The 21,063-nt window shown below is 68.1% G+C and carries 20 protein-coding genes; 10 read left to right on the top strand and 10 right to left on the bottom strand.

The features are described from left to right. The first annotated feature begins 7 nt into the window (after window positions 1-7). The 4 genes from ACYQ5L_RS20005 (at window position 8) to ACYQ5L_RS19990 (ending at window position 3,850) form a co-directional block, all read left to right on the top strand. A complete protein-coding gene (locus ACYQ5L_RS20005; RefSeq protein ID WP_459959209.1) occupies window positions 8-751 on the top strand; it encodes an AAA family ATPase in 744 nt (247 codons plus the stop codon). 868 nt (window positions 752-1,619) lie between these two features. Further along, on the top strand, window positions 1,620-1,916 hold the full coding sequence (locus ACYQ5L_RS20000) for a hypothetical protein (protein WP_459959208.1): 297 nt from the start codon (window positions 1,620-1,622) through the stop codon (window positions 1,914-1,916). A 120-nt stretch (window positions 1,917-2,036) separates the two neighbouring features. Continuing rightward, the gene (locus ACYQ5L_RS19995) at window positions 2,037-3,185 is read left to right on the top strand and encodes a sensor histidine kinase (RefSeq protein WP_459959207.1); all 1,149 of its coding nucleotides are present in this window, start codon (window positions 2,037-2,039) and stop codon (window positions 3,183-3,185) included. Next, entirely contained in the window at window positions 3,182-3,850 is a 669-nt protein-coding gene (locus ACYQ5L_RS19990; protein WP_459959206.1) for a response regulator, read from the top strand. The genes ACYQ5L_RS19995 and ACYQ5L_RS19990 overlap by 4 nt, the downstream gene beginning before the upstream one ends. 279 nt (window positions 3,851-4,129) lie before the next feature. Here the strand turns inward: ACYQ5L_RS19990 and ACYQ5L_RS19985 are convergent, their stop codons facing one another. The 3 genes from ACYQ5L_RS19985 to ACYQ5L_RS19975 form a co-directional block, all read right to left on the bottom strand. Further along, entirely contained in the window at window positions 4,130-5,023 is an 894-nt protein-coding gene (locus ACYQ5L_RS19985) for a sterol desaturase family protein (RefSeq protein ID WP_459959205.1), read from the bottom strand. 48 nt (window positions 5,024-5,071) lie between these two features. Beyond that, window positions 5,072-5,878: a helix-turn-helix transcriptional regulator gene (locus ACYQ5L_RS19980; RefSeq protein ID WP_459959204.1), complete on the bottom strand. Its 807-nt coding sequence runs from the start codon at window positions 5,876-5,878 to the stop codon at window positions 5,072-5,074. A 66-nt stretch (window positions 5,879-5,944) separates the two neighbouring features. Next, a complete protein-coding gene (locus tag ACYQ5L_RS19975; protein WP_459959203.1) occupies window positions 5,945-7,000 on the bottom strand; it encodes an esterase/lipase family protein in 1,056 nt (351 codons plus the stop codon). Between the two features lie 111 nt (window positions 7,001-7,111). On the opposite strand from ACYQ5L_RS19975, the gene ACYQ5L_RS19970 reads away from it, so the two are divergent. Further along, window positions 7,112-8,083 (top strand): GlxA family transcriptional regulator, encoded by a 972-nt coding sequence (locus ACYQ5L_RS19970; protein WP_459959202.1) that lies wholly within the window; start codon window positions 7,112-7,114, stop codon window positions 8,081-8,083. Window positions 8,084-9,043: 960 nt separating this feature from the next. Here the strand turns inward: ACYQ5L_RS19970 and ACYQ5L_RS19965 are convergent. Further along, window positions 9,044-9,709 carry a class I SAM-dependent methyltransferase gene (locus tag ACYQ5L_RS19965; RefSeq protein ID WP_459959201.1) on the bottom strand — a complete coding sequence of 222 codons (666 nt, stop codon included), beginning with the start codon at window positions 9,707-9,709 and terminating at the stop codon, window positions 9,044-9,046. 120 nt (window positions 9,710-9,829) lie between these two features. Further along, complete coding sequence (locus ACYQ5L_RS19960) at window positions 9,830-10,492, bottom strand: thiaminase II/PqqC family protein (protein ID WP_459959200.1); 663 nt, start codon at window positions 10,490-10,492, stop codon at window positions 9,830-9,832. 425 nt (window positions 10,493-10,917) lie between these two features. On the opposite strand from ACYQ5L_RS19960, the gene ACYQ5L_RS19955 reads away from it, so the two are divergent. Beyond that, window positions 10,918-11,412 (top strand): DUF1579 domain-containing protein, encoded by a 495-nt coding sequence (locus ACYQ5L_RS19955; protein WP_459959199.1) that lies wholly within the window; start codon window positions 10,918-10,920, stop codon window positions 11,410-11,412. Window positions 11,413-11,556: 144 nt separating this feature from the next. Beyond that, the gene (locus tag ACYQ5L_RS19950) at window positions 11,557-12,720 is read left to right on the top strand and encodes an LLM class flavin-dependent oxidoreductase (protein WP_459959198.1); all 1,164 of its coding nucleotides are present in this window, start codon (window positions 11,557-11,559) and stop codon (window positions 12,718-12,720) included. A 30-nt stretch (window positions 12,721-12,750) separates the two neighbouring features. Here the strand turns inward: ACYQ5L_RS19950 and ACYQ5L_RS19945 are convergent, their stop codons facing one another. Continuing rightward, on the bottom strand, window positions 12,751-13,869 hold the full coding sequence (locus ACYQ5L_RS19945; RefSeq protein ID WP_459959197.1) for an epoxide hydrolase family protein: 1,119 nt from the start codon (window positions 13,867-13,869) through the stop codon (window positions 12,751-12,753). 27 nt (window positions 13,870-13,896) lie between these two features. On the opposite strand from ACYQ5L_RS19945, the gene ACYQ5L_RS19940 reads away from it, so the two are divergent. Further along, complete coding sequence (locus ACYQ5L_RS19940) at window positions 13,897-14,352, top strand: AMP-binding protein (RefSeq protein WP_459963481.1); 456 nt, start codon at window positions 13,897-13,899, stop codon at window positions 14,350-14,352. A gap of 185 nt (window positions 14,353-14,537) precedes the next feature. Here ACYQ5L_RS19940 and efeU read toward each other — a convergent pair whose 3' ends face one another. From efeU to ACYQ5L_RS19920, 4 genes are all read right to left on the bottom strand, one after another. After that, window positions 14,538-15,398, bottom strand: coding sequence for an iron uptake transporter permease EfeU (efeU, locus tag ACYQ5L_RS19935; RefSeq protein WP_459959196.1), 861 nt, complete (start codon window positions 15,396-15,398; stop codon window positions 14,538-14,540). Beyond that, window positions 15,399-16,661, bottom strand: coding sequence for an iron uptake transporter deferrochelatase/peroxidase subunit (gene efeB, locus ACYQ5L_RS19930; RefSeq protein WP_459959195.1), 1,263 nt, complete (start codon window positions 16,659-16,661; stop codon window positions 15,399-15,401). A gap of 7 nt (window positions 16,662-16,668) precedes the next feature. Beyond that, complete coding sequence (gene efeO / locus ACYQ5L_RS19925; protein WP_459959194.1) at window positions 16,669-17,796, bottom strand: iron uptake system protein EfeO; 1,128 nt, start codon at window positions 17,794-17,796, stop codon at window positions 16,669-16,671. A gap of 74 nt (window positions 17,797-17,870) precedes the next feature. Continuing rightward, window positions 17,871-18,911, bottom strand: a complete 1,041-nt coding sequence (locus ACYQ5L_RS19920; RefSeq protein ID WP_459959193.1) for a LacI family DNA-binding transcriptional regulator — start codon at window positions 18,909-18,911, stop codon at window positions 17,871-17,873. 175 nt (window positions 18,912-19,086) lie between these two features. On the opposite strand from ACYQ5L_RS19920, the gene ACYQ5L_RS19915 reads away from it, so the two are divergent. Together ACYQ5L_RS19915 and ACYQ5L_RS19910 are read left to right on the top strand one after the other, a co-directional pair. After that, the gene (locus ACYQ5L_RS19915) at window positions 19,087-20,730 is read left to right on the top strand and encodes a glycoside hydrolase family 13 protein (protein ID WP_459959192.1); all 1,644 of its coding nucleotides are present in this window, start codon (window positions 19,087-19,089) and stop codon (window positions 20,728-20,730) included. Window positions 20,731-20,773: 43 nt separating this feature from the next. Then, window positions 20,774-20,896, top strand: a complete 123-nt coding sequence (locus ACYQ5L_RS19910; RefSeq protein ID WP_459959191.1) for a hypothetical protein — start codon at window positions 20,774-20,776, stop codon at window positions 20,894-20,896. Window positions 20,897-21,063 lie beyond the last annotated feature (167 nt).

Below are 21,063 nucleotides of genomic sequence, written 5' to 3'. Positions count from 1 at the left end.
ATCAGTGGTGAACGCGTCCTACGCTCGACGGGTCGTTCTCGACCGCCCCACGGTGCCGTCTTTCGACCGGTATCCATTCTCCTTGCCCGTGGTGCGCGGGCTATCCGAACTGGAGCTGCATCCGCGGGTGACGTTCATCGTGGGCGAGAACGGCAGCGGCAAGTCGACGCTGCTGGAAGCCATTGCCACAGCGTGGGGTTTCAACCCGGAGGGCGGAACGAAGAACTTCAACTTCTCGACCCGCGGCTCGCACTCGAGTCTCTATGAGCATCTGCGACTGGTGAAGTCGGTGCACAAGCCGCGGGACGGGTTCTTCCTGCGCGCGGAAAGCTTCTTCAACGTGGCCACCAATATCGAGGAGCTGGACCGCCAGCCCGCCCCCGGGCCGCCGGTGATCGCCTCCTACGGCGGTGTCTCGCTGCACGAGCAGTCCCACGGAGAGTCGTTCTTCGCATTGATGATGCACCGCTTCGGCGGGCACGGATTCTATGTGCTGGACGAGCCGGAAGCCGCTCTGTCGCCGAGCCGTCAGCTGGCGATGATCGCCCGCATGCACGAACTCGTACGCGCCCGATCCCAGTTCGTGATCGCCACCCACTCGCCGATCCTCATGTCCTACCCCGATGCGTGGATCTACCAAATCGGTGCGGACGGTTACGAACTCGTCGAGTACGAGGACACCGAGCACTACCGCCTCACCCGGGCCTTTCTCGAGAACCCCGACAAGTATCTGGACGAGCTGATCGACTGATTCGCACCTCGCCCGTTCGGTGCTGCGATTCGCCTATCGTCGCACCGCGCGGTTCGTGCCATCGAACTCCACTGCAGCGCAGGCGATTCGGTCCGCGATGCCCTTGCCGGGGCAGCGCATATCGCGAAGCATGGCATTGTCAGTGCGCATGTCTGGGAGGGAGGGCTCAGTCGTTGCCCGAGACGGTCGAGGTGTCGGTCCCGTTTGCTCGAGTGCGGGCAGTTCGAGACAGAGCACGAGCGTGGCAATCTCGACGAGGATGCCCGGGAGGTTCCCGCAGCCTGGCGCGAGGTGGCGCTTCCGGTGCGCGGGTTATCACCGTATCGGTCCCCTACGCCTGATCAGAACGCTGTCGAACTGCGCGACAACCTGATTGCTGCCGAGCGGGATTCGCTGTACCTCGCGCTGGCGGCCGCGTTGGCCGGTCCGGCGTCGGCGGCACCTCTTCCATCGCGGCGGGCCTACTGCCACAGCAGTAGATCGAGGATTGCGGTTGTGTGGCGTGCGTCTTCGACCAGTGGATCGAAGCGCCTATCACTCAGGGGATTTCGGCATCGGTGAGCTGGACGGCTCCCGCCCGGCCCGGATGATGGTCGACACTGCGCGTCCTGGATGTCGCCTCCCCACGAGACCTCGGCCTGAGCGACCACGCCCGGCGGGTGGGCGACTATCACGTCGACTACTACGGCTCGACCCACGAGGAAAACCCCTAGCCGGTCGAAGGCGGTAGACGGTACCTGAGGTCAGCTGTTCGGTACCTGCGGTGGAGGCGGCGGTCGGCCGGCTCGAGCGACAGTCGGAGATGGCCGTCGCCGAGTCGCTCGGTGGAGACGGATGCATGAGAGCAGAGATGCCGAAGGAGACGAATATGAGTACCCGCGACAATGTTTCCCCCGTACGCCCGCGCTGGCGGGATGTCGCCTCGCCCGCCCAGGTCGGCATGTTTCGGGCCGTGTGGGTGCTCGGCGGGCTGGCGGTCGCCGTGGCGGTCCTAGTGGTCGCCGGGGCCTTTGCCGCCGACTCGGCCGGTGGCGAGAGTGGTCAGCCGGCCGCCTTGCTGGGGCTGATCGCGGGGTTGTTCGGGGCGAGCGTCCTGATCGTCGGCGTTCTCGTCCGATTCGGCGTGGTGCGCCAGGGCTCACGCGGTACGGACCACGAGTACTGATCCGCTGCTCGCGCGACACGGCGCCCGCCGGCAAGACGCGGCTCGCAGGCTGTCGTGGTTCGATTGCGTACGGACGCTTCAGCAGACGGACCGGTCGTTTCCGGCTTACCAGGAGGACAGGTGAAGGGCTCGCGGCGCGGCTGGGCGCCGGACATCGCGGCCGCGCTGGTCGTGCTGCTCGCCGGCGCGGTGGAGCTGCTGGTCAGCGTCCACTACGACGTGTTTCCCAATCGGGGCAGTGTCGTGCCGGTGGTCGTCGCCACGGCGGTGGCGGTCGGGTGTTGCCGACGGTGGCCGGCCGTGGCGGTCGCTGTGATCTGGTTGATCTCCGGATACCAGGTCGTCGCGAGCGTGCCGGTCCTGCTGGTGCAAGTCGCCTTGGCGGCGGCCGTGTTCGCGGGAGCGCGTTGGGGCGACCGGGCGAGCGGGGTGCTCGGCGCGCTCGCGATTCCGGTGGTCGCCGTGCCCGCGGCGCTGGAATGGGGCCGATACGGCGCGCTGCTCGTGCTGCTGCTCTTCGGCGTCTGCTGGTGGGCCGGGTCGGCACTGCGGCGGTCCGCCGATCGGGCCGATCGGGCGCTGGATTCGCAGCGCGCGGCCGAAGCGGATGCCGCGCGGGCGCATCGCGAGAGCGAACAGGCCCGGGAGATCGCCGCGCTGCGCGAGGAGCAGGCCCAGCTCGCCCGGGACGTGCACGATGTGGTCGGGCATTCCCTGGCGGTGATCCTGGCGCAGGCCGAATCCGCCCGGTACATCGCCGACACGGACACCGGCGCGCTGCGGCAGTCCATGGCGAATATCGCCGACCTGGCCCGGTCCTCGCTCCAGGATGTGCGCCAGGTCCTCACCGCCACAGCATCGTCCGATGCCGGACCGGGTGCACTGCGCACGCTGATCGACGGAGTTCGCGCGAGCGGGCACGAGGTCGTCCTCGCGGAGCTGGGCACCGCGCGGACCCTCGCGCCCGAGCTCGCCACGGTGGCGTATCGAGTGCTGCAGGAAATGCTCACCAATGCCATCCGGCACGGAAACCGGGCCACTCCGATCAACGTCGAATTGTGCTGGGCCGACGAACTGCGGATCGAGACCGTCAATGCGGTCGCTCCGGGCGAGCCGGCGGACGCCGGCGGCAGCGGGCTCGGCGGCATGCGGCGGCGACTGGAGTCGGTGGGCGGACGTCTCGATATCCGGTGCGCGGACTTCGCGCAGGTCGGCGGCTCGGCCTTCACGGTGACCGCCTGGGTGCCCATGCGTAGGCTCGTGCCGTGACCGACGCCGACGATATCCGGGTGCTCCTGGTGGACGACCAGGAATTGTTCCGCACCGGCGTCGCGGTGATCATCGATGCCCAGCCGGGCCTGCGGGTCGTCGGTCACGCCGGGGACGGGTTCGAGGCGCTCGCACGCGTCGACGAGCTCGAGCCGGACGTGGTCCTGATGGATATCCGCATGCCGGAGATGGATGGCGTGGAGGCGACCCGGCAGCTGTTCGCTCCCGAGCGCGCCGACCGCCGCACCAAACCACTGCGGGTCCTGGTCCTCACCACCTTCAACCTGGACGACCGGGCAGCCACCGCAATTCGCCACGGAGCCAGCGGTTTTCTGCTCAAGGACAGCAAACCGGCGCAGCTGTGCGAGGCCATCCGCACCGTCCACACCGGCAATGCGGTCCTCGCACCCACCGACCTCGCCACTCTGCTGGACGGCCGATTCCGTTCCCGCACACCGATTCCCGCCGCCTACGGCACGCTCACGGAGAAAGAGCGAGAAGTCTTCGCCGCCGTAGCCCGGGGCCACTCCAACAGCGAGATCGCCAACCTGATCTTCGCCGGCGAGTCGACGGTGAAAACCCATGTGGGCGCGATCCTCCGCAAGCTCGGCCTGCGCGATCGCGTGCAGATCGTGGTCTTCGCCCACGAACACGGACTGGTCTGAGCGCAATCCCCGGACCGGCCCGTCCGGGATGCTGTGCGCCACATCACATCCTCTCCTGCCTTTCTGATGTGGTCGGGCGCCGTGGTATCGCATCTGGCACTCGGCGACGGACCTGTTTCCTGGGGCCCGCCACTGCCGGCGGCCGGCCGTGGCGGGGTCGACGAACAGCGGCCATGACGATCCTGCCGAGAACTCGGATCAGTGGCTCGGCAGGACCTCGGCGAGGAATGCAGAGAAAGGAATCTGGCTCGTCCGCGGCGGCGGCCACGGCCCGCCTCGCTACTTCGGGGTGGTGATCTCGCAGGCGCCGGCGGGTTTGAACGGGTAGGTCAGTTGCCGGGTGTAGTCGACCGGATAGTCGGGCTTGGCTGCCATGCCGAGGTGTTCGGTGGTGAAGCGGCGGCCGGGATCGTAGGAGTAGGTGCGGTAGAGGTGGTCCCAGAGCAGGGTGAAAAGGCCGAAGTTGACATCGCCGATACCGGCCCATTTGAGGTGGTGGAAGCGGTGGCCTTCATTGAGGGCGAGCAGGTATTTGGCGGGGCCGACGCGGTAGTCGGCATTGGAGTGCTGGAGCAGCAACTGGATGGCGACGGCGAGGGCGAGGACGGAGGCGACTTCGACGGGGAGGCCGATGAGGATCAGGGGAGCGACACCGGCGGCCATTTCGAGGGTTTGGTGCACCGGATGTTTCATCAGGCCGTTGAGTCCATAGAAGCGGGTGACGCTGTGGTGCACGGCGTGGAATCGCCACAGCAGCCCGATCTTGTGGCTGGCCAGATGCATCGTGGTGATGCCGAAGTCGGCGATCAGGATGGCCGTGACGACCTGGAGTGCGAAGGGCCAGTCACCCGGCCAGAGTGCAGGAGCCGGGACGATCGCGGCGAGCAGGGGAATGGCGGCGACGCTGACCAGGATCAGGGATTCGTTGACCACCGCGTGGATGCGATCACGACGGCTGTCGCCGAGATCGTGGTTCCAGTCCGCCTCGTACGGGATGATCCGTTCGGCGAGAAACGAAGCCGTGATCGCGACGGCCAGGATCGCCAGCAGCCAGTACTTCGGAGCGCCCGCGGCAGTGATCGCGATGCCGAGTCCGTTGAGCCCGAGCAGCATGAGCGGTACATAGGCGTACCGAGTGATCCGCTGCGCCGTGGACAGTGTTGTGGTGTGCATGGGGTCGAGCGTGCTTGCTCGACGCCGGATTCGGCTTGAACGATTCGGCTATCGCGAATCGTTGTGCCAGGCGAGATTCCGGCTCAGAGCGGAGGGCGGCAGGCCGAAAATCTCCCGGCAGGTACGGGTCAGATGAGCACTGTCGGCGAACCCGGCGGCGTGCGCGGCGGTGGTGAGGTCGGCTCCGTCGGCCACCGAGTCCCTGGCGATCACCAAGCGCAACCAGAGCACATAGCGCCGTAGTGGCAGCCCCACCTCGGCGGTGAACAAGTGGGTGAGCCTGCTAGCCGAAATACCAACGCGGGCAGCGAGATCGGTGGCGTGTATGGTCCCGGCCGCGGCGAGGTCCGGCAGGCAGTCCAGTGCGGCGGCCACCGCCGGGTGGCGCTCGGCACCGGGGACGGCCGCCCCGCCCGGCGCCAATGCCGTCATCAACTCGGCAACGGTCGCGGCGAGCGTCACCTCGTGATCCGGTGGCGACAGCGGCGGTCCAGCGGACCACCCGGCACTATGGGCGCGGTGCGCGGCGGCACGTCCGGCGACGCTGTCCGGGTCGAGGAATACCGCGATACCCGTTGCGGCGCCGAGGAGAATCCGGTGTGGCGCATTGGCGGGGACGATCAGGTGCGTGCCCGAGTGCTCCACGTCGTCGCCGGCAACGGTCACCGGGCTGGTGCTGATCATCACTTGGACGGCGTGATGAGCGTGCCTGCCGGTCGCGCCGATCGACCCACTGAAGGCGAGCACACCCGGACGCAGCAGGACATCGCCGCGCCAGGGCGCCGAACCGGCAGGGTCGTCAATGGTGGAGGCTCGGGCCGGCCCGGCGGATTCCGACGAATGCAGTGCTGACACCGTCGTAGCGTAATCGCGGCATTGTCGCCGCGGCCGTGGCGTGCCGTGCACTCGGTCGGATCGAAATCAGAAGAGCCAGGGGTTGCCGGCGCAGACCAGGTCGGGATGGGCGAGCGGGTCGAGGGCGTGCAGTGCGATGGACACGGCTCGAGGTGAGTACAGCATCGAGTTGTGGTCGGAAGTGTCTGCCGGACAACCGTCTTGGAGCACGATATTGTTTACGGTGGCGCCGGGTCCGGGGGTCAGGAAGGTGTCGTCGAACGGTGTCGACACTTCGTCGTAGCGGTCGCCGACGATGGTGTAGTCCACGCCGGGGACGGTGTCGCCGCCCTCGTTCAGTTTCGCGATCACCGGCGAGTCGTAGACCTGTTGGATGGCGCCGGGTCCCAGGGCTTGTTCGAACGGCACGTGCAGGTCGATGGAGCCGGGGGGAAGTTTGGACTGGATGGCCAGCACCAGTGTGCCGATGCCGCTGAGTGAGGTGCCATGGTTGGTGGCGCCGTAGGTGATGAGGTGCTCGACCTTGTTCCGCGCGGGATCCTGCTCGTTCGCTCCGCCGTCGAACTTCAGGTAGTAACGCGATTCCAGTCCGCCCTGGGAGTGCGCGATCAGATCCACCTGGCTCGCGCCCGTGGCGGCAAGTACGCGGTCGACGAAAACCGCCAGCTGCGCGGAGGATTCGTCGATATCGCCGGTCGCGCCCGGGAAGACGGCGTCGAGGCCGGGGCCGGGAGTGTTGGGACGGCCGTAGTTGAAAGTGAACACGCAATATCCGGCCCGTGCGAGCTGGGGCGACATGTAGGAGTAGGCCGCGAAGGCATTGGCCCAGGTGCCGTGCACCAGCACCACCGGCCGCGGGTGCGCCGCGTCGGGTTTGCATCCCCAGTCGTTCGCGCCCTGGGGCGCGACGTCGGGATTGAAGAAGCCGTATACGACGGCGGCGACCTCGTCGGGCAGTTCCGGACCGTACCCGGCGGTGTCCGCGGCGTGCGATCCGGTGTATCCGGGCGGCACCGGGCCCGGGTCACCCTGCGCCACAGTGGAGTTCGCGCCGAGCGTAATAATCGCGGCCGTCGCGACGACCGCCGCGCCGCGCACCGGGCGGCGAATGATTCGTTTCATGTCAGGCACCCTTTCGTCCGGATCAATAACGCTGGTCAAGTGACCTAATCGTGAGCTGGCGATCATCTGGCAACCAGTGACGCTCGCGTCCGGTTTCGTTAAGATCGCGACATGCGGGTGGTGGCAATCGCAGTACCCGACGGAGTGAACGCTTTCGACCTGGTGGGAGCCGCGCAGATCTTCGCAGCCGCAGCTTTGCGCGATGGCAGTCGCGGCTACCAGGTCCGGATCTGCGGCGACACCACTCCGGCGCTGGCATCGCGTCAGCAATGCTTCACGCTGCGGCCCGATTGGCCGCTGCGGACTCTCGACCAAGCGGACACGGTCATCATTCCGGGCGCGGCGAGCATCTTCGATCCCGATCGGCAACTGGTCGAGGCGATCCGCCGGGCGGCGGCGCGCGACGCTCGCCTCGCCTCCATCTGCACCGGGGCTTTCGCGCTGGCCGCCGCGGGTCTGCTGGACGGCCTGCGCGCCACCACCCACTGGCGCTATTGCGATCAGCTCGCCGAGACCTATCCGCGTATCGACGTGGACCCCGCGGTGCTCTTCGTCGACAATGGCGCGATTCTCACCTCCGCGGGCGCCGCCGCGGGCCTGGATATGTGCCTGCACATGATCCGCTGCGACTACGGGTCGAATGTGGCCACCGAAACCGCGCGATTGATCGTGCTTCCGCCCCAACGCGACGGCGGCCAAGCGCAATTCATCGTCCAGCACAAACCGCCGCAGGACGCGACCGCCCTGCAGCCCGTCCTGGACTGGATCGAGCGCAACCTCACCCGCACCCTCACCCTCACCGATATCGCCGACCACGCCGGCCTCAGCATCCGCACCCTGCAACGGCGCTTCCGCGCCCAGCTCGGCACGACCGCCCTGCAATGGCTCCTCAGCGCCCGCATCCATCGTGCGCAGCAACTGCTCGAAACCACCGACCTGCCCGTCGACCGGATTGCCGAGGAGGCGGGCTTCGGCTCCGCGGTCACCCTGCGCCATCACTTCGTGCGCCAGGTCGGCACCGCACCGCGGGACTACCGCCGGGCCTTCGGATTCCCTTCCCCGGGAACTCCGTCCGGCCGGTGACATCTCGACGCCGTTCGACTGCACTCCCTGCTCGCGGATGTGCGGGCGGACTGGGACCGGGACCGCTCCGCCTCGGCGGGTTTCCGTCACCGGGATGGACTGCTGTTGGCAATTCCCATGCGCGGCAACGATGATCGCGGCGATCTGTGGCGGCTCATGGCCGACGTCCCGGTTGTCGACGGGCGAGCGTCGGCCGAGGACACCGTCGCCCGCTTCGAAGAGTTGCTGTCCGTGGGACGGGGAGAGCGGGGGTGCGGCTGCGTGAGGCAGTGTGGACTTCGGTGTTCCGGATCCAGCGCCGCCCGCTGGGTTCGCTCCGCCCGCGTGACGGTGAGCTGTTGCGCGAAACCCGGCCGCAGCGCGCGTACGAGCGGCTCGCCGACCCGGCCAACAGTCAGGCGGTCGTCGATGTCGCGATGTCGTCGGGCTACAACTCCGCGAGCGGGTTCAGGGGCTCGTTCGCCGCTCGTTTCGGCATCCAGCCCGGCGGGCTGAGATTCCGGGCTCGGTCGGCGGATTGGGCACAGCCGCGGACCACCCCGGCACTCGTGCGCAAGAACGCCTGCGCAGAATCGGTTCCGCCGAAACCGGTGCGTCGAATAGCTTTTCGTTGCGGAACCGGTCGTGTGGGTGTGGTTGCGCCACGGGAGAGAGGGGACGGCTGTTGGGGCAGCGCCGCCGCAGCAGCCGCCCGTGCCGACGGCCGGTTCGCGTGCGAGCGGGCTGATCACAGCCGCGGACAAGGAAAGCCCGCTCTGGGAGCTAGGCGCAGAGCGGGCAATCGAGGGGTTTGCCGACGCGGTGTTCTTCGGGGGTGTCGGCACCTCGAAATCTACGCCCGCAACCGACCGGTCCCCATGACCTGACGTGCCGGAAAAACGACAATGTATGCCGCCCAACCCGTGCCATCGAGGAGGACCGACACGGCGAAGTGGACCAACCAGGCCCACCCGCCCTTCGCTACGCGGGTAGCCGCATCGTGACACGCCACAATCGACGTGGCAGTTCGCCTTCCTCGAAAGCGTCGACACCGGTCAGGCTCCAGCCGTCGGCGAGACTGTCGACCAGGGCTCGGTCGAAGAAGTGGACGGCGAAGCCGCCGTGTTCGTAGATGTCGTCGCCGTGCGCGGTCCCGGCGCCGTAATGGGCGTCGCCGGTGTGGCGAACGGTGTAGACGAACGCGCCGCCGGGGCGCAGCACACGACGAACCTCCGCGACGAGCGCGTGAATCTCGGTGGTGGACAGAGCCATACACAGCAGCATGTGCGCGAAGACCGCATCCGCCGAGGCGTCGGGCAGTGGCAGCGGGTCGCGAACGTCGTGGACCACCGTGGTGACCCGTTCGGCGACACCTTGGTGGCGGGCCGCGTCCCGGAGCTGGTCCAAGCCGACGGAGCTGAAGTCGGCGGCCACCACGGAGAACCCTTGACGGGCGAAGTACAGGGCGTCCCGGCCGTGGCCGGCGCCGAGTTCGAGCACATCGGTGACGTCGGCGTCGTGGAACAACCGGGCGGCATGGACGGCGGGCATCGAGGGTTGATCGCCGTACATGCCCGGATGGGCTGCATAGGTGGCTTGCCAGTGCTCACCCTGAGCGCCGGCCAGGTCTCGCTGATGGTGCACCACGCGACTACCCCTTCCTGCCCGGTTCGGTGCATCACGAACGGTCGTGGCCCCGGGTAGCCCCAGGCTAGTACCGCGGCCGGTCGCCGAGCCGCAGGTAACGGCGGTTTGCGCGATCCGGTCCTAGGTGAGATCCGCTGCCATGGCATCCCAGAACGCCGTCTCGTAGGCGTGCAGGAGCCGTGGCGCCCGGGAGATGTCCGCGGGCGATTCACCCGAGGCGAGTCCGGCCGCGACGACCGCGGCCGCCTGTTCGGGGAATTCGGGGGGCGATTCGGCGAAGAAGCTGAAGAAGGCCACCGCCTTGTCGGGGTATCGATACCGGGTGCGCAAGGCCGAAGCCATTCGGGCGCAGTAGGTTCCCCATTCCTCGAGGTTGGCCAGCATGGCGAGCGCCACCTCGGCCGCCGTCCCGAACATGGCACGCTGGGCGAGGTAGGCCGGATACGCCTGGGCGGACGGGTGCGGTTCGTGGGCGCGAAGGTCCTTCTCGCTCATGCCGAGCGCGGCGGCGAAGTCGTGCAACAAACCGAAGGCCTGCGATTCGCCCTGTGCGAGAGTCAGGAAGAACGCCCCGGCCGGCGGTTCCGGGTAGCGTGCGGCCAAGAGCGCGAAACTGCGGCGGTCGCTGTCCACGATCCGGTATTCCTCACCGGCGAGCCAGGTCAGTCGCGCGATCGGAACGCGGCCGTGCTCGAGCAGATCGAGGAAACGGTTGGGTATCGCGGCAGCCGAGATCGCTTCCCGAGCCCGGGCGACCAATTCGACGGCGGCGCGGTCGTCCATGCGTCCAGCGCAGCACCAACCACCCTCCGAGTCAATGGTGTACCGAGTCAATGGTTACCGCCGAGGCGAGTACCGCGAGCGCGGCGCCGACCGCGGCCGTGCGCAGCCGATCATGCGGGGCGTCGGGCAGCTGCAGGCGGCAGTCCTGAATTCCGCCGAATGCCATGATCGCCCGGGTTGCCTGCCCGAGGGTGGGCCGTTCATTTCATCGGAGACGAAGGTGAGCCCCTCGGCGAGGCGGTCGGGGTCCTGGTCGCGGCCGGTCTCGCCTGGGCCGAATCCGTGCGTGCCGCGGCCCGCACTGACCGGCCGACCGGCCGTCGCATCGAGATCATCGCGAGATTCGTCCGCGCCGCGCCGGGCGGGCGGTGAAAGATGGACAGCGGTAAGGCATTCCGACAACTTCCACTCCAGGGAGGAACGATATGTACGAGGCCAAGCCGCAGGTCGAACACGAGTGGCTGCACAAACTGATCGGCGAGTGGGTCTTCGAGGGGCGGATGGACGCCGGGCCGGGGCAACCGGAGGAGCAGTCCACCGGGGCGGAGCGGTTCACTGCGCTGGGCGATTTCTGGGTCCGCTCGGAAGGGCACGGCACGACCCCGGACGGTGTGCCCGCGACCTGGAGTTTCACGCTCGGATACGACCCGAGACGGGAGAAGTACGTCGGCACCTGGCTCGGGTCCATGATGCCGCACATGTTCGTGTACGAGGGAGTGCGCGACCCGGGCGGCGCGGTGCTGACCCTCGACTCCGAGGGGCCGTCCATGAGCGATGAGAACAAGACGGCCCGCTATCAGGACATCGTCGAATTCGTCGATGACGACCACTGGGTGCTGCGGTCGCAGATGCTCGGCGAGGACGGCGCCTGGACACTGTTCATGACCACCGACTACCGGCGGGCATCCGCCGCCGGCTGACCCCCGCTGCCTCCCGGTAGGTCCGCAAGCCTACCGGGAGCCCATCACCCGAGGCTGACGGACGTTCGAACGGCGAACGAGAAACGGTGTGCGACGGGATAATCGGCACAGCGCGGCCGGTTGGGCCGGGGAGAGGAGGCCGCTGTGTCGGGCGCACAGGATCGGACGTCGTTCAAGGTGGGGACGCTCGCGGGGATCAATCCGCCATTGGGCGCGGCTCGGATGGCGGTGCGAATGGCCAGGTTCGGGCAGTTGGACTCGCTGTTGACGCCGGATCACTTGATCGGGGTGTTCCCGCGGGCGGTGTGGGATACCGATTTCACGCCGCAGGCCAAGGGGATTCGGAGTCCGGACGAGCAGTTCGATTTCGCCACGCTGCTGGCGCATCTGGCGGCGGGTGCGGGGCGGGTGCAATTGGGTGTGGGGGTGACCGATCCGCATCGGCGGCATCCGGTCCTGCTGGCGCAGGCGTTTCTCACGCTGGCGCATATGACGAAGGCGCCGCCGATCCTCGGGCTCGGGTCGGGAGAGCGGGAGAACCTCGATCCGTACGGGTTCACCTGGAATCGTCCGGTGGATCGGCTCGAGGAGGCATTACAGGTGATCCGGGCCGCGCTGACCGCGACCGAACCGATCGAGTTCAGTGGCAAGTACTACCAACTCGACGGTGCGCCCTTGGATTTGACCGCACCGCCGGACCGGATGCCGCAGATCTGGATCGGTGCGCACGGTCCGCGAATGCTCGCACTGACCGGTCGGTACGCCGACGGCTGGTATCCGTGGGAGTCGCTGTCGCCGGAGGAATACGGGCAGAAACTGCAACTGGTCCACGAAGCCGCCCGGGCCGCGGGTCGTGATCCCGGGGAGATCGTTCCCGCCCAGATGTTCACCATTGTCACCGCGCGCACCCGCGCGGGCATCCGGCGGTTGCTGCGAGCGCCCTCGGTCCGCTATATCGGACTGTTCGCACCCGGCACGGTGTGGGCGCGCTGCGGCGCGAAGCATCCTTTCGGGGCGGATTTCGGCGGCCTGCGCGATCTGATGCCGCACGAACTCACCAGAACCGAAGTGCGCGAAGCGATTGCCGAAGTCCCGGACGAAGTTCTCTACGAATGGCTGCTGATCGGCACGCCCCGCGAGATTCTGTCCCGCCTGTGCGAGCACGCCGACGCGGGCCTGCGCCACGCCATCGTATTCCCGACCTCCGCGCTGGTGTCCAATGCCGATGCGGCCTTCGGCTTCGGTGTGGTGCTGTGGCTGGCCAGGCAGTTGCGGCGCACCGGGAACGGCCCCGGCCCCCGCCGATGACTCGGCGGGGGCCGGACGGATCCGCTCGGCCTACTTCAGCTTTGCGAAGAAGCCGCGGATGTCGGCGGCCAGCAGGTCGGGCACCTCGTAGGCGGCCCAGTGCCCGCCTTCGCTGTACTCGTTCCACTGCACGATATTGGCGTGGTCGCGGTCGGCGAACTTGCGCGGCGGTTTGAAGTCGTAGCCGAAGGAGGCCAGGCCGATCGGGACGGTGGTGGGTTCGGTGGCGTGGGTGCCCTTGGCGTTCTCGTAGTAGAACCGGGCCGAGGAGGCCGAGGTGTTGGTGAACCAGTAGATCGCGACATTGGTGAGGATGTCGTCGGGGTCGAGGGTGCCCAGCAGCTGGCCGCTCCAGGCGAGCTGACCGGACGGCGAGTCCGACAGGCCGTGGGCCAGGGTGCTCGGCTGGGCGCGCTGGGTGAAGTCGTGGATGGAGTGCTCCAGGAACTTCTGCCCGAACTGGATGCCCATCATGTCCTGCTCGCTGAGGCCGTCGAACTCGCCCGGCTCGCCCTTGGGGAAGGAGAAGATCTGATTGACGTGCACGCCGATGACGTTCTCCGGTGCGAGACGGCCCATTTCGGGCGATACGATGGCGCCGCCGTCATTGCCGTGCACGCCGTAACGCTCATAACCCAGCCGGCGCATGAGCTCGATATACGCGGCGGCCATCCGCTCGGGCGTCCAGCCGATATCGCGGGTCGGGCCGGAGAAGGCGAACCCGGGGTAGGACGGGATCACCAGGTGGAATTCGTCGGTCAGCTTGTCGACCAGGCCCAGGTACTCCACGAACGAGCTCGGCCAGCCGTGGGTCAGCATGAGCGGAGTCGCGTCCGGGTTCGCCGAGCGCACGTGCACGAAGTGGATGGTCTGCGCGTCGATCTCGGTGACGAAGTGCGGGTAGGAGTTGAGCTTCTTCTCCACCGCGCGCCAATCGAATTCATCGCGCCACCGCTGGATGAGCGGCTGCACGAACGCACCGGGCACCCCGTACTCCCAGCCCGGCGGAACCGGGATACCGAGGTCCACCTTGCCCGCGAACGTCTCGGCGGGCAGTTCGGCGGCGAACCGGGTGTGGGCCAGGCGGTAGTTCAGGTCATCCAGGTCGGCCTGCGGGATCTCGATACGGAAGGGGCGGATGTCGGACATTGATCTCTCCTCGTGTTCCTGAACGGAATGCCTCGTTCTGATACTGATACTAGCGGAACAAAGCATTCCGTTCCAGTCTTTTCCGAGACTTTTCTGTCCGTGCAGGTCGGGTTGCCCGTACCGAGATGCTCGACCAGCACCGCACGGGACGGCCTTCGACAGCCTCTATCGGGTCTCGTGCCGGGTGGCCACTGCGCTGCTGGGGCGGGGGCTCGGGTCGGGCATCGCGGGCGGGACAGTGAGCGGCTCTACCAGTTGCTGATCGCGGCGGCGGATGTCGGCGTGGTGCTGGTGCCGGTCAGCTGGCGGCTCACGGGGAGCGAGATCGCTGATATTCTCGGGGATTCCGAGTGCCGGCTGTTGTTCGTGGATGCGGCCGCCGAGGCGGTTGCCGAGCAGGCGGTGCAGCAGATCGATCTGGGTGTCGAGCTGGTACGCATGGATATTGGTGGGGTCGCGGCACCGCGCCGCCCGTACCCGTGACGGCATCGCCGTAGAACGACCCGAACGGCCTACCTGGACGGGTGAGTGCGTTCACGCCGCCTCACCGGCAGGAGCTCGCTGACACCAGAACTCGGCCACAGCCTGACGCATCACCTTCGCACCCGGCAATCGGACTGAATCCTCGTCGCCGGCTCGTCAATGGTCACGCCGCTGCGGCGCTGTGCTTATTCGTGTCCTACCTGCTGGGCGTCACCGGACTCGGTGCTGCCGACCGCGGGAGCGGGGGTTCGCTGGGGGCGGAGGAACAGGATGAGGGTGGGGATGAGGTAGAGCAGCCAGACCGTGACCTGGAGGACCGTGGGGTTGGGCTGGAAGTTGAGGGTGCCCTTGAGGAGGGTGGCGTACCAGGTGTCCGGGGGGATGGTGGAGCTGATGTCGAAGGCCTTGTCGGCGAGGCCGGGGAGGACGCGGGCTTCCTGGAGGTCGTGGATGCCGTAGGCGAGGACCCCGGCGGCCACGACCACCAGGAGGCCGCCGGTCCAGGTGAAGAAGCGGGCGAGGTTGATGCGGAGGGCTCCGCGGTAGAAGAGCCAGCCCATGGCCACGGCGGTGGTGAGGCCGAGGAGGACGCCGATCAGCGGCTGGGTCGAGCCGTCGCCGGTGGATTTGACTGCGCGCCAGAGGAACAGGGCGGTTTCCAGGCCCTCGCGGCCGACGGCCAGGAAGGCGGTGAGCACGAGTGCGCCGGTGCCGATGGCGAGGGCCTGGTCCAGGCGGCCGTGCAGTTCGGCCTTGAGATGTCGTGCGGTGCGGCGCATCCAGAAGATCATCCAGGTGACCAGGCCGACGGCGATGATGGACAGGCCGCCGCCGAGGAGCTCCTGGGCTTCGAAGGTCAGCTGCTGGGAGCCGTATTCGAGGATCGCGCCGAAGGTGAGGCTCAGGGCGACGGCCGCGCCGATGCCGATCCAGATGGGGCGCAAGGCGTCTCGGCGGTCCACCTTGACCAGGTAGGCGACCAGGATGCAGACGACGAGGGCGGCCTCGAGACCCTCGCGCAGGCCGATCAGGTAGTTGGCGAACATCTAGGAGGCCGTCCCCTCGAACAGTGCGCGGCCCCACCAGTCGCCGGGGCCGCGGACGCCGGACGGGATGGCGAACACCCCGGAGCCGACGTGCTGGATGTACTCGTTGAGTTCGTCGCTGCGGGCGAGGCTCTGCTGCACCGGGATGAAGCCGGTGCGCACATCGCTCTGGTAGGCGATGAAGAACAGGCCGGCGTCGAGCCGCCCCAGCCCGTCGGTGCCGTCGGTGAAGGAGTAGCCGCGACGCAGCATGCGCGCTCCGCCATTGGTGTCGGGGTGCGCGAGGCGGACGTGCGACACCGCGGGCAGCAGTTGCAGATCCGGCTCGTCGTGCTCGTGCTGCTTGCCGTATGCGTTGCCCTCGCCCTTGGTGCGGCCGAAGATGTCCTCCTGCTCCTTGAGCGAGGTGCGGTCCCAGGTCTCGATCCGCATCTGGATGCGCCGGGTGACGAGGTAGCTGCCGCCGGCCAGCCAGGTGTGCGCGTTCTGCGCGGGCACCCACACGTGCTGGTCGAGGGCCTCGGTGTCGGTGCCCGCGATATTGCGGGTGCCGTCCTTGAAGCCCATCATGTTGCGCGGCGTCTGCTGCTCGGGCGTGGTCGAGGAGGTTTTGCCGAAGCCGAGCTGGGACCAGCGCACGGCGACCTTGCCGAAGCCGATGCGCGCCAGATTGCGGATCGCGTGCACGGCGACCTGCGGGTCGTCGGCGCACGCCTGCACGCACAGATCACCGCCGCTGCGGTTCGGGTCGAGATTGTCGCCGGGGAACTTCGGCAGCTCGATCAGGGCCTCGGGCAACTGATTCCGCAGCCCGAATCGGTCCTTGCCGTCCTTGTCGAAGAGCGAGCGGCCGAAGCCGATGGTGATGGTGAGACGGGACGGCTCGAGTCCGAAGGCCTCACCGGTGTCGTCCGGCGGCGCCTCGGGAATCCCGCCGATCGCGCCCGCGCCCACCGGCTTGCCCTCGGTCATGGCCGCGGCGGCCGCCGTCCATTCCTTCAGCAGCGCCATCAGCGCGTCACGCGAATCGGTCGTCACATCGAAGGCGGCGAAGTGCAGCCGATCCTGGACCGGCGTGGCGATACCGGCCTGATGCTCGCCGCAGAACGGCACCGCGGCGCCCATATTCACGACGGGCCGGTCATCGCTGCGGATGATCGCCGCCCCGCCACCGGCCGCGGCGGCGCCGAGCAGCAGCCCGGCCCCACCCCAGCCCAGGACGGAACGGCGCGACGGTTTGGGGGAGTTCTGTTCGGTCGCCATCGCAGGACTACTTCACGACGGCGGCGGCCAGCTTGGACAGCGGCTCCGCCAGCGCGTTGACCCCGTCCGACAGCGTCTTGCGCTCGGCGTCGCCGACCTTGTCGTAGGAGACGAAGCCGTCGCCCGCGCGGTGCACCGCCAGCAGCGCGTACAGCGCCGCGAACTGCTTGTCCAGTTCGGTGACCAGCGCCGGATCGCTCTCGGCCACAACGGGCTTCAGCAGTTCATAGGACTTCTGCGCGCCCTCGACATTGGCGTGGAAGTCGACCAGGTCGGTGTGGCTGTAGCGCTCTTCCTCACCGGTGACCTTGCCCGTGGCGACCTCGTCCAGCAGTTCCTTGGCGCCATTGGCCATTCCCGTCGGGGTGATCTCGGCCGTTCCGACGCGCTGCTGCCAGTCCTGCAGATCGGTGACCAGGCGGCGAGCCAGGTCCTGCTCCTCCTGGCCGATCTTGTTGTCCTGCCACAGCGCCTTCTCCAGCCGGTGCCAGCCGGTCCACTCCTGGCCTTCCTCCAACCCGTCCTCGCGCACATCGACCTTGGGATCGATATCGCCGAAGGACTCCGCGACCGGCTCCGTGCGCTCCCAGCCGATGCGCGAGGGCGCGTACGCCTGCCGGGCCGCGGCGATATCGCCCTTCTCGATGGCCGCGACGAAGGTCTGCACCAGCGGCAGGGTCTCATCGGCCTGCTGCTGCACATACCCGCGATAGGCCGCCACCGCGGCATCCAACCGCGGATCGCGCTGCGCCGGCACACCATCGCCGGTGGCCCGCACCTGCTGCCGAATCCCGTCACCCTTCATGCCCGGCTTGCAGGCGATGACGTACTCGCCGGCAGCGACCTCCGCGGTGATCTCGGCCTTCGTGCCAGGGCCGATATTCTCCCGTTCGGTCACGATCCGGTCGTCGGGGTAGAGCAGATAGACCTCGGTGACCTTCTCGCCCTTGTTCTCCACGGCCAGCGTGATGTGCCCGGCCGGAACCTCCTGCTTGGACACCTCACACGAGCTGTCGGTGGCCGTCACCGCAATGGTCTGGGCATCGCCCGCCCCGTCGGTCTTCGCGGTGCACCCCGCGACGGCGGCGACCGCCGCGACCGCGGCGACGACGGCAGGAATACGAACAGCACGCATGGGCACTCCAGACTCACTTCTACGAGCCCCGCTTAGGCAAGGCACGTCTAAGTTAGAGTAGGCTCACCTGCTGGTCATTTCGGGGGTATTTTCCGGCGAGTTCGTGCGGCCTCGTTCGGGGCGGCCGTCGAGCTGCGGAAGATGATTCGGTCGGCGTCGAGGACCTCCGGTTTCGCCGGGAGGGGAGCGCGATTGTGCAGGTGATCGAGCAGCGCGCGGGCGGCCAGGGCGCCCTGGTGGCGGGCCGGTTGTTCGACGGTGGTCAGGTTGATCATGTCGGCGATGGGGTGGTTGTCGATGGCGATGACGGACATGGATTCGGGGACGCGGAGGCCGGCCTCGTGGCGGAGGGTGCGAAGGGCGCCGGCGGCCAGTTCGTCGGAGTGGCAGAAGACGGCGGTCGGGGGGTGGGGGAGGCTGAGGAGGCGTTGCATGGCCTGGGCGCCTTCGTCTATGCCCCAGGGGACGGAGACCTCGTAGTCGGGGGTGACGGGGATGTGGGCTTTGCGGAGCTGGGAGCGGTAGCCGGCGTGGCGGTCCAGGTCGGAGTCCCAGTGGGTGCCGTCGATGGATTCGGCGCGGATCATCGCTATGCGGGTGTGGCCCTGGTGGACGAGGTGGGCCACCGCTTTCTCGGCGGCTGCGGTGTCATTGAAGCCGACGCTGGGCTGCCCCTCGGCGTGGGCGCCGACGCTTATTACCGGGCAACCGGATTCGGTCAGGTGGGCACGGTCGGCGGGGTCGATCGGCGCGGCGACGACGATGAGGCCGTCGGCCCGTCGGCGCAGGCCCGGGCGGCGGTAGAAGTCGCGGCGTTCGGCGGCGGTGGGCAGGCAGCACAGGTGCAGGTCCAGGCCGGCCGCGCGGAGTTCGGCTTCGATGCCGGCGACGACGGTGGAGTAGAACCAGGTTTCGACCACCGGCGTGACGACCGCGACGCGGCCCGCGCTTTCCGGGAGAACGGCGTAGGAAAGCTCTTCGGCCACTTGCCGAATGCGCTCGCGCACCGCCGGTGAGACGCCGGGCTCGTCGCGCAGTGCGCGCGAGACGGTCGCGATCGAGACATTGCCGACCTGGGCGGCGATGTCGGACATCCGGACGCGTTTCGGGCTCACGCAGTCCAGCGTAGCCGTTACGCAATAAATTGCGTTGAGGTAGGCGCGAATTCTGTTGATCGGCACCGTATACGGCTCTTGAAACGCGTTGACTTCCGTCTTTGTCCGGACGGACACTCAAGTAAGTTTTCTCAGCCCGAATGACAAGCTACGCAAATTTTTTCGTAGGAGTGACATGACCGGCACGGCATGGTGGCGGACGGCGGTGGTGTATCAGGTGTACCTGCGCAGTTTCTGTGATGGAAACGGCGACGGCGCAGGCGATCTGGAGGGGTTGCGGAAGCGGCTGCCCTATCTGGCGGCGCTGGGGGTCGACGCGCTGTGGCTTTCGCCGTGGTACCCCTCGCCGCTGGCCGATGCCGGGTACGACGTGGCCGACTACCGGGATATCCACCCCGACTACGGAACTCTGGCCGACGCCAAGGAGTTCATCGACGGCGCGCACCGGTTCGGGCTGCGCATTCTGCTCGATATCGTGCCCAACCACACCTCCAGCGCGCACCCGTGGTTCCAGGCGGCACTGAGCGATCGGTCGTCCAGTGCCCGGGACCGCTACTGGTTCCGGCCGGGCCGTGGACCGAATGGTGACCTGCCGCCCAATGATTGGGCCAGCATCTTCGGCGGCCCGGCGTGGACGCGCACGCCGGACGGCCAGTGGTATCTGCATCTGTTCGCGCCCGGCCAGCCCGACCTCAACTGGCGGAACCGGCGGGTGCGCAGGGAGTTCGAGCGGATCCTGCGGTTCTGGTTCGACCTGGGCATCGACGGATTCCGCATCGATGTCGCCAACGGTCTGGTCAAGGATCCCGCGCTCCCCGACGCCGGGCCGCGGCCGCCCGCTGGCCTGGCGGCCATCACCGACCATCCGGCGTGGGATCAGGACGGGGTGCACGAAGTGTTCCGGCAGTGGCGCGAGATCGCCGAAGAATACATCCCGCCAAAGCTTTTCGTCGCCGAGGCCTGGGTCGCCGGCAATGAGCGGCTGGCCCGCTACGTGCGGCCCGACGAACTGCACACCGCCTTCCAGTTCGATCTGCTGCGCGCCCCGTGGCGGTCCGACGGGCTGCGCGCCGTCATCGACGACGCCCTCGCGCAGGCGGACACGGTCGGCGCACCATCCACGTGGGTGCTGTCCAACCACGACATCCCGCGCGTCGTCACCCGCTACTCCCGCTCCCAGCCCGCTCATCCGGTGGAACCGCACTGGGAACGCGCCCGCTGGGCGACCGAACCGCCCGACCACGAACTCGGCCGCCGCCGAGCCCGGGCCGCCGCCCTGCTCCAGCTCGCCCTGCCCGGCACCGCCTACATCTACCAAGGCGACGAACTCGGCCTCGAGGAGATCGAGGACCTCCCCGCAGCCGTCCGGCAGGACCCCACCTGGGAACAATCCGGCCACACCGACGTCGGTCGCGACGGCTGCCGCATTCCGATGCCGTGGTCCGGTGACAGTGCGCCGTACGGCTTTTCGCCCGAGCACGCCACCGCACCCACCTGGCTGCCGCAACCGGGACACTGGGCCGCACGCACCGTCGCGGCCCAACGCCTCGACCCGGATTCCTTCCTCGGCCTCTACCGGCACGCGCTGGCGCAGCGGCAGATACTCTGGGCTGCCGCCGAACCCGTCATCGAATGGCTGGAAACCCCACCCGGGGTGCTCGCCTTCGCCCGCGGCAGCGCTCAGTGCTGGGTCAACACCACCTCCCGCGCAATCGACCTGCCCGCGGCCTGCACCGTCATCGCCGCGTCTCAACCCGGTGTGCGCCACACGCTGCCCGCTGACTCCGCCGCGTGGCTGACCACCGCCCCCAACGGATAGGCGCACCCCGCGCAGAACCGGCTCTCCCGGAGAGGAATCCGCTATGACCTCCAGCGAGACCGCGAGAAGCGTCCAGCCGATCGGCACGCACGTGACCTGGGCTCTCGCCCTCATCGCGGGGGCGGGCGTCGTGCAGTTCGCCGCCGTGTGCGCCGCAGGCGCATGATCCGCGGCCGCGAGGACGGGGCATAGCTCCACATCACCGGCGGTTTCTGCAAATTCGCACAGGATCCGTGCATTTTTCCCTCTTGTCCGCAGACGACCGGGGACTCGATACTCGGCGACCGGGCCTTGTGCGGCGCGTCACATGCGTCGGGCGGGGCTCGGGTGCGA

The organism is Nocardia sp. IFM 10818 (genome assembly GCF_054655275.1).
Note: the sequence above shows the minus strand (reverse complement) of the source record. Positions and strands in the feature narration are given on the sequence as shown.

Bases quoted from the DNA above. Each gene is read 5' to 3' on its own strand.
- ACYQ5L_RS19960 (WP_459959200.1), bottom strand. From the start codon at position 10,492: ATGGACGACCGCGCCGCCGTCGAATTGGTCGCCCGGGCTCGGGAAGCG.
- ACYQ5L_RS19985 (WP_459959205.1), bottom strand. From the start codon at position 5,023: ATGCACACCACAACACTGTCCACGGCGCAGCGGATCACTCGGTACGCC.
- efeB (WP_459959195.1), bottom strand. From the start codon at position 16,661: ATGGCGACCGAACAGAACTCCCCCAAACCGTCGCGCCGTTCCGTCCTG.
- efeO (WP_459959194.1), bottom strand. From the start codon at position 17,796: ATGCGTGCTGTTCGTATTCCTGCCGTCGTCGCCGCGGTCGCGGCGGTC.
- ACYQ5L_RS19975 (WP_459959203.1), bottom strand. From the start codon at position 7,000: ATGAAACGAATCATTCGCCGCCCGGTGCGCGGCGCGGCGGTCGTCGCG.
- efeU (WP_459959196.1), bottom strand. From the start codon at position 15,398: ATGTTCGCCAACTACCTGATCGGCCTGCGCGAGGGTCTCGAGGCCGCC.
- ACYQ5L_RS19940 (WP_459963481.1), top strand. From the start codon at position 13,897: ATGCCTCGTTCTGATACTGATACTAGCGGAACAAAGCATTCCGTTCCA.
- ACYQ5L_RS19970 (WP_459959202.1), top strand. From the start codon at position 7,112: ATGCGGGTGGTGGCAATCGCAGTACCCGACGGAGTGAACGCTTTCGAC.
- ACYQ5L_RS19955 (WP_459959199.1), top strand. From the start codon at position 10,918: ATGTACGAGGCCAAGCCGCAGGTCGAACACGAGTGGCTGCACAAACTG.
- ACYQ5L_RS19945 (WP_459959197.1), bottom strand. From the start codon at position 13,869: ATGTCCGACATCCGCCCCTTCCGTATCGAGATCCCGCAGGCCGACCTG.
- ACYQ5L_RS20000 (WP_459959208.1), top strand. From the start codon at position 1,620: ATGAGTACCCGCGACAATGTTTCCCCCGTACGCCCGCGCTGGCGGGAT.
- ACYQ5L_RS19915 (WP_459959192.1), top strand. From the start codon at position 19,087: ATGACCGGCACGGCATGGTGGCGGACGGCGGTGGTGTATCAGGTGTAC.
- ACYQ5L_RS19910 (WP_459959191.1), top strand. From the start codon at position 20,774: ATGACCTCCAGCGAGACCGCGAGAAGCGTCCAGCCGATCGGCACGCAC.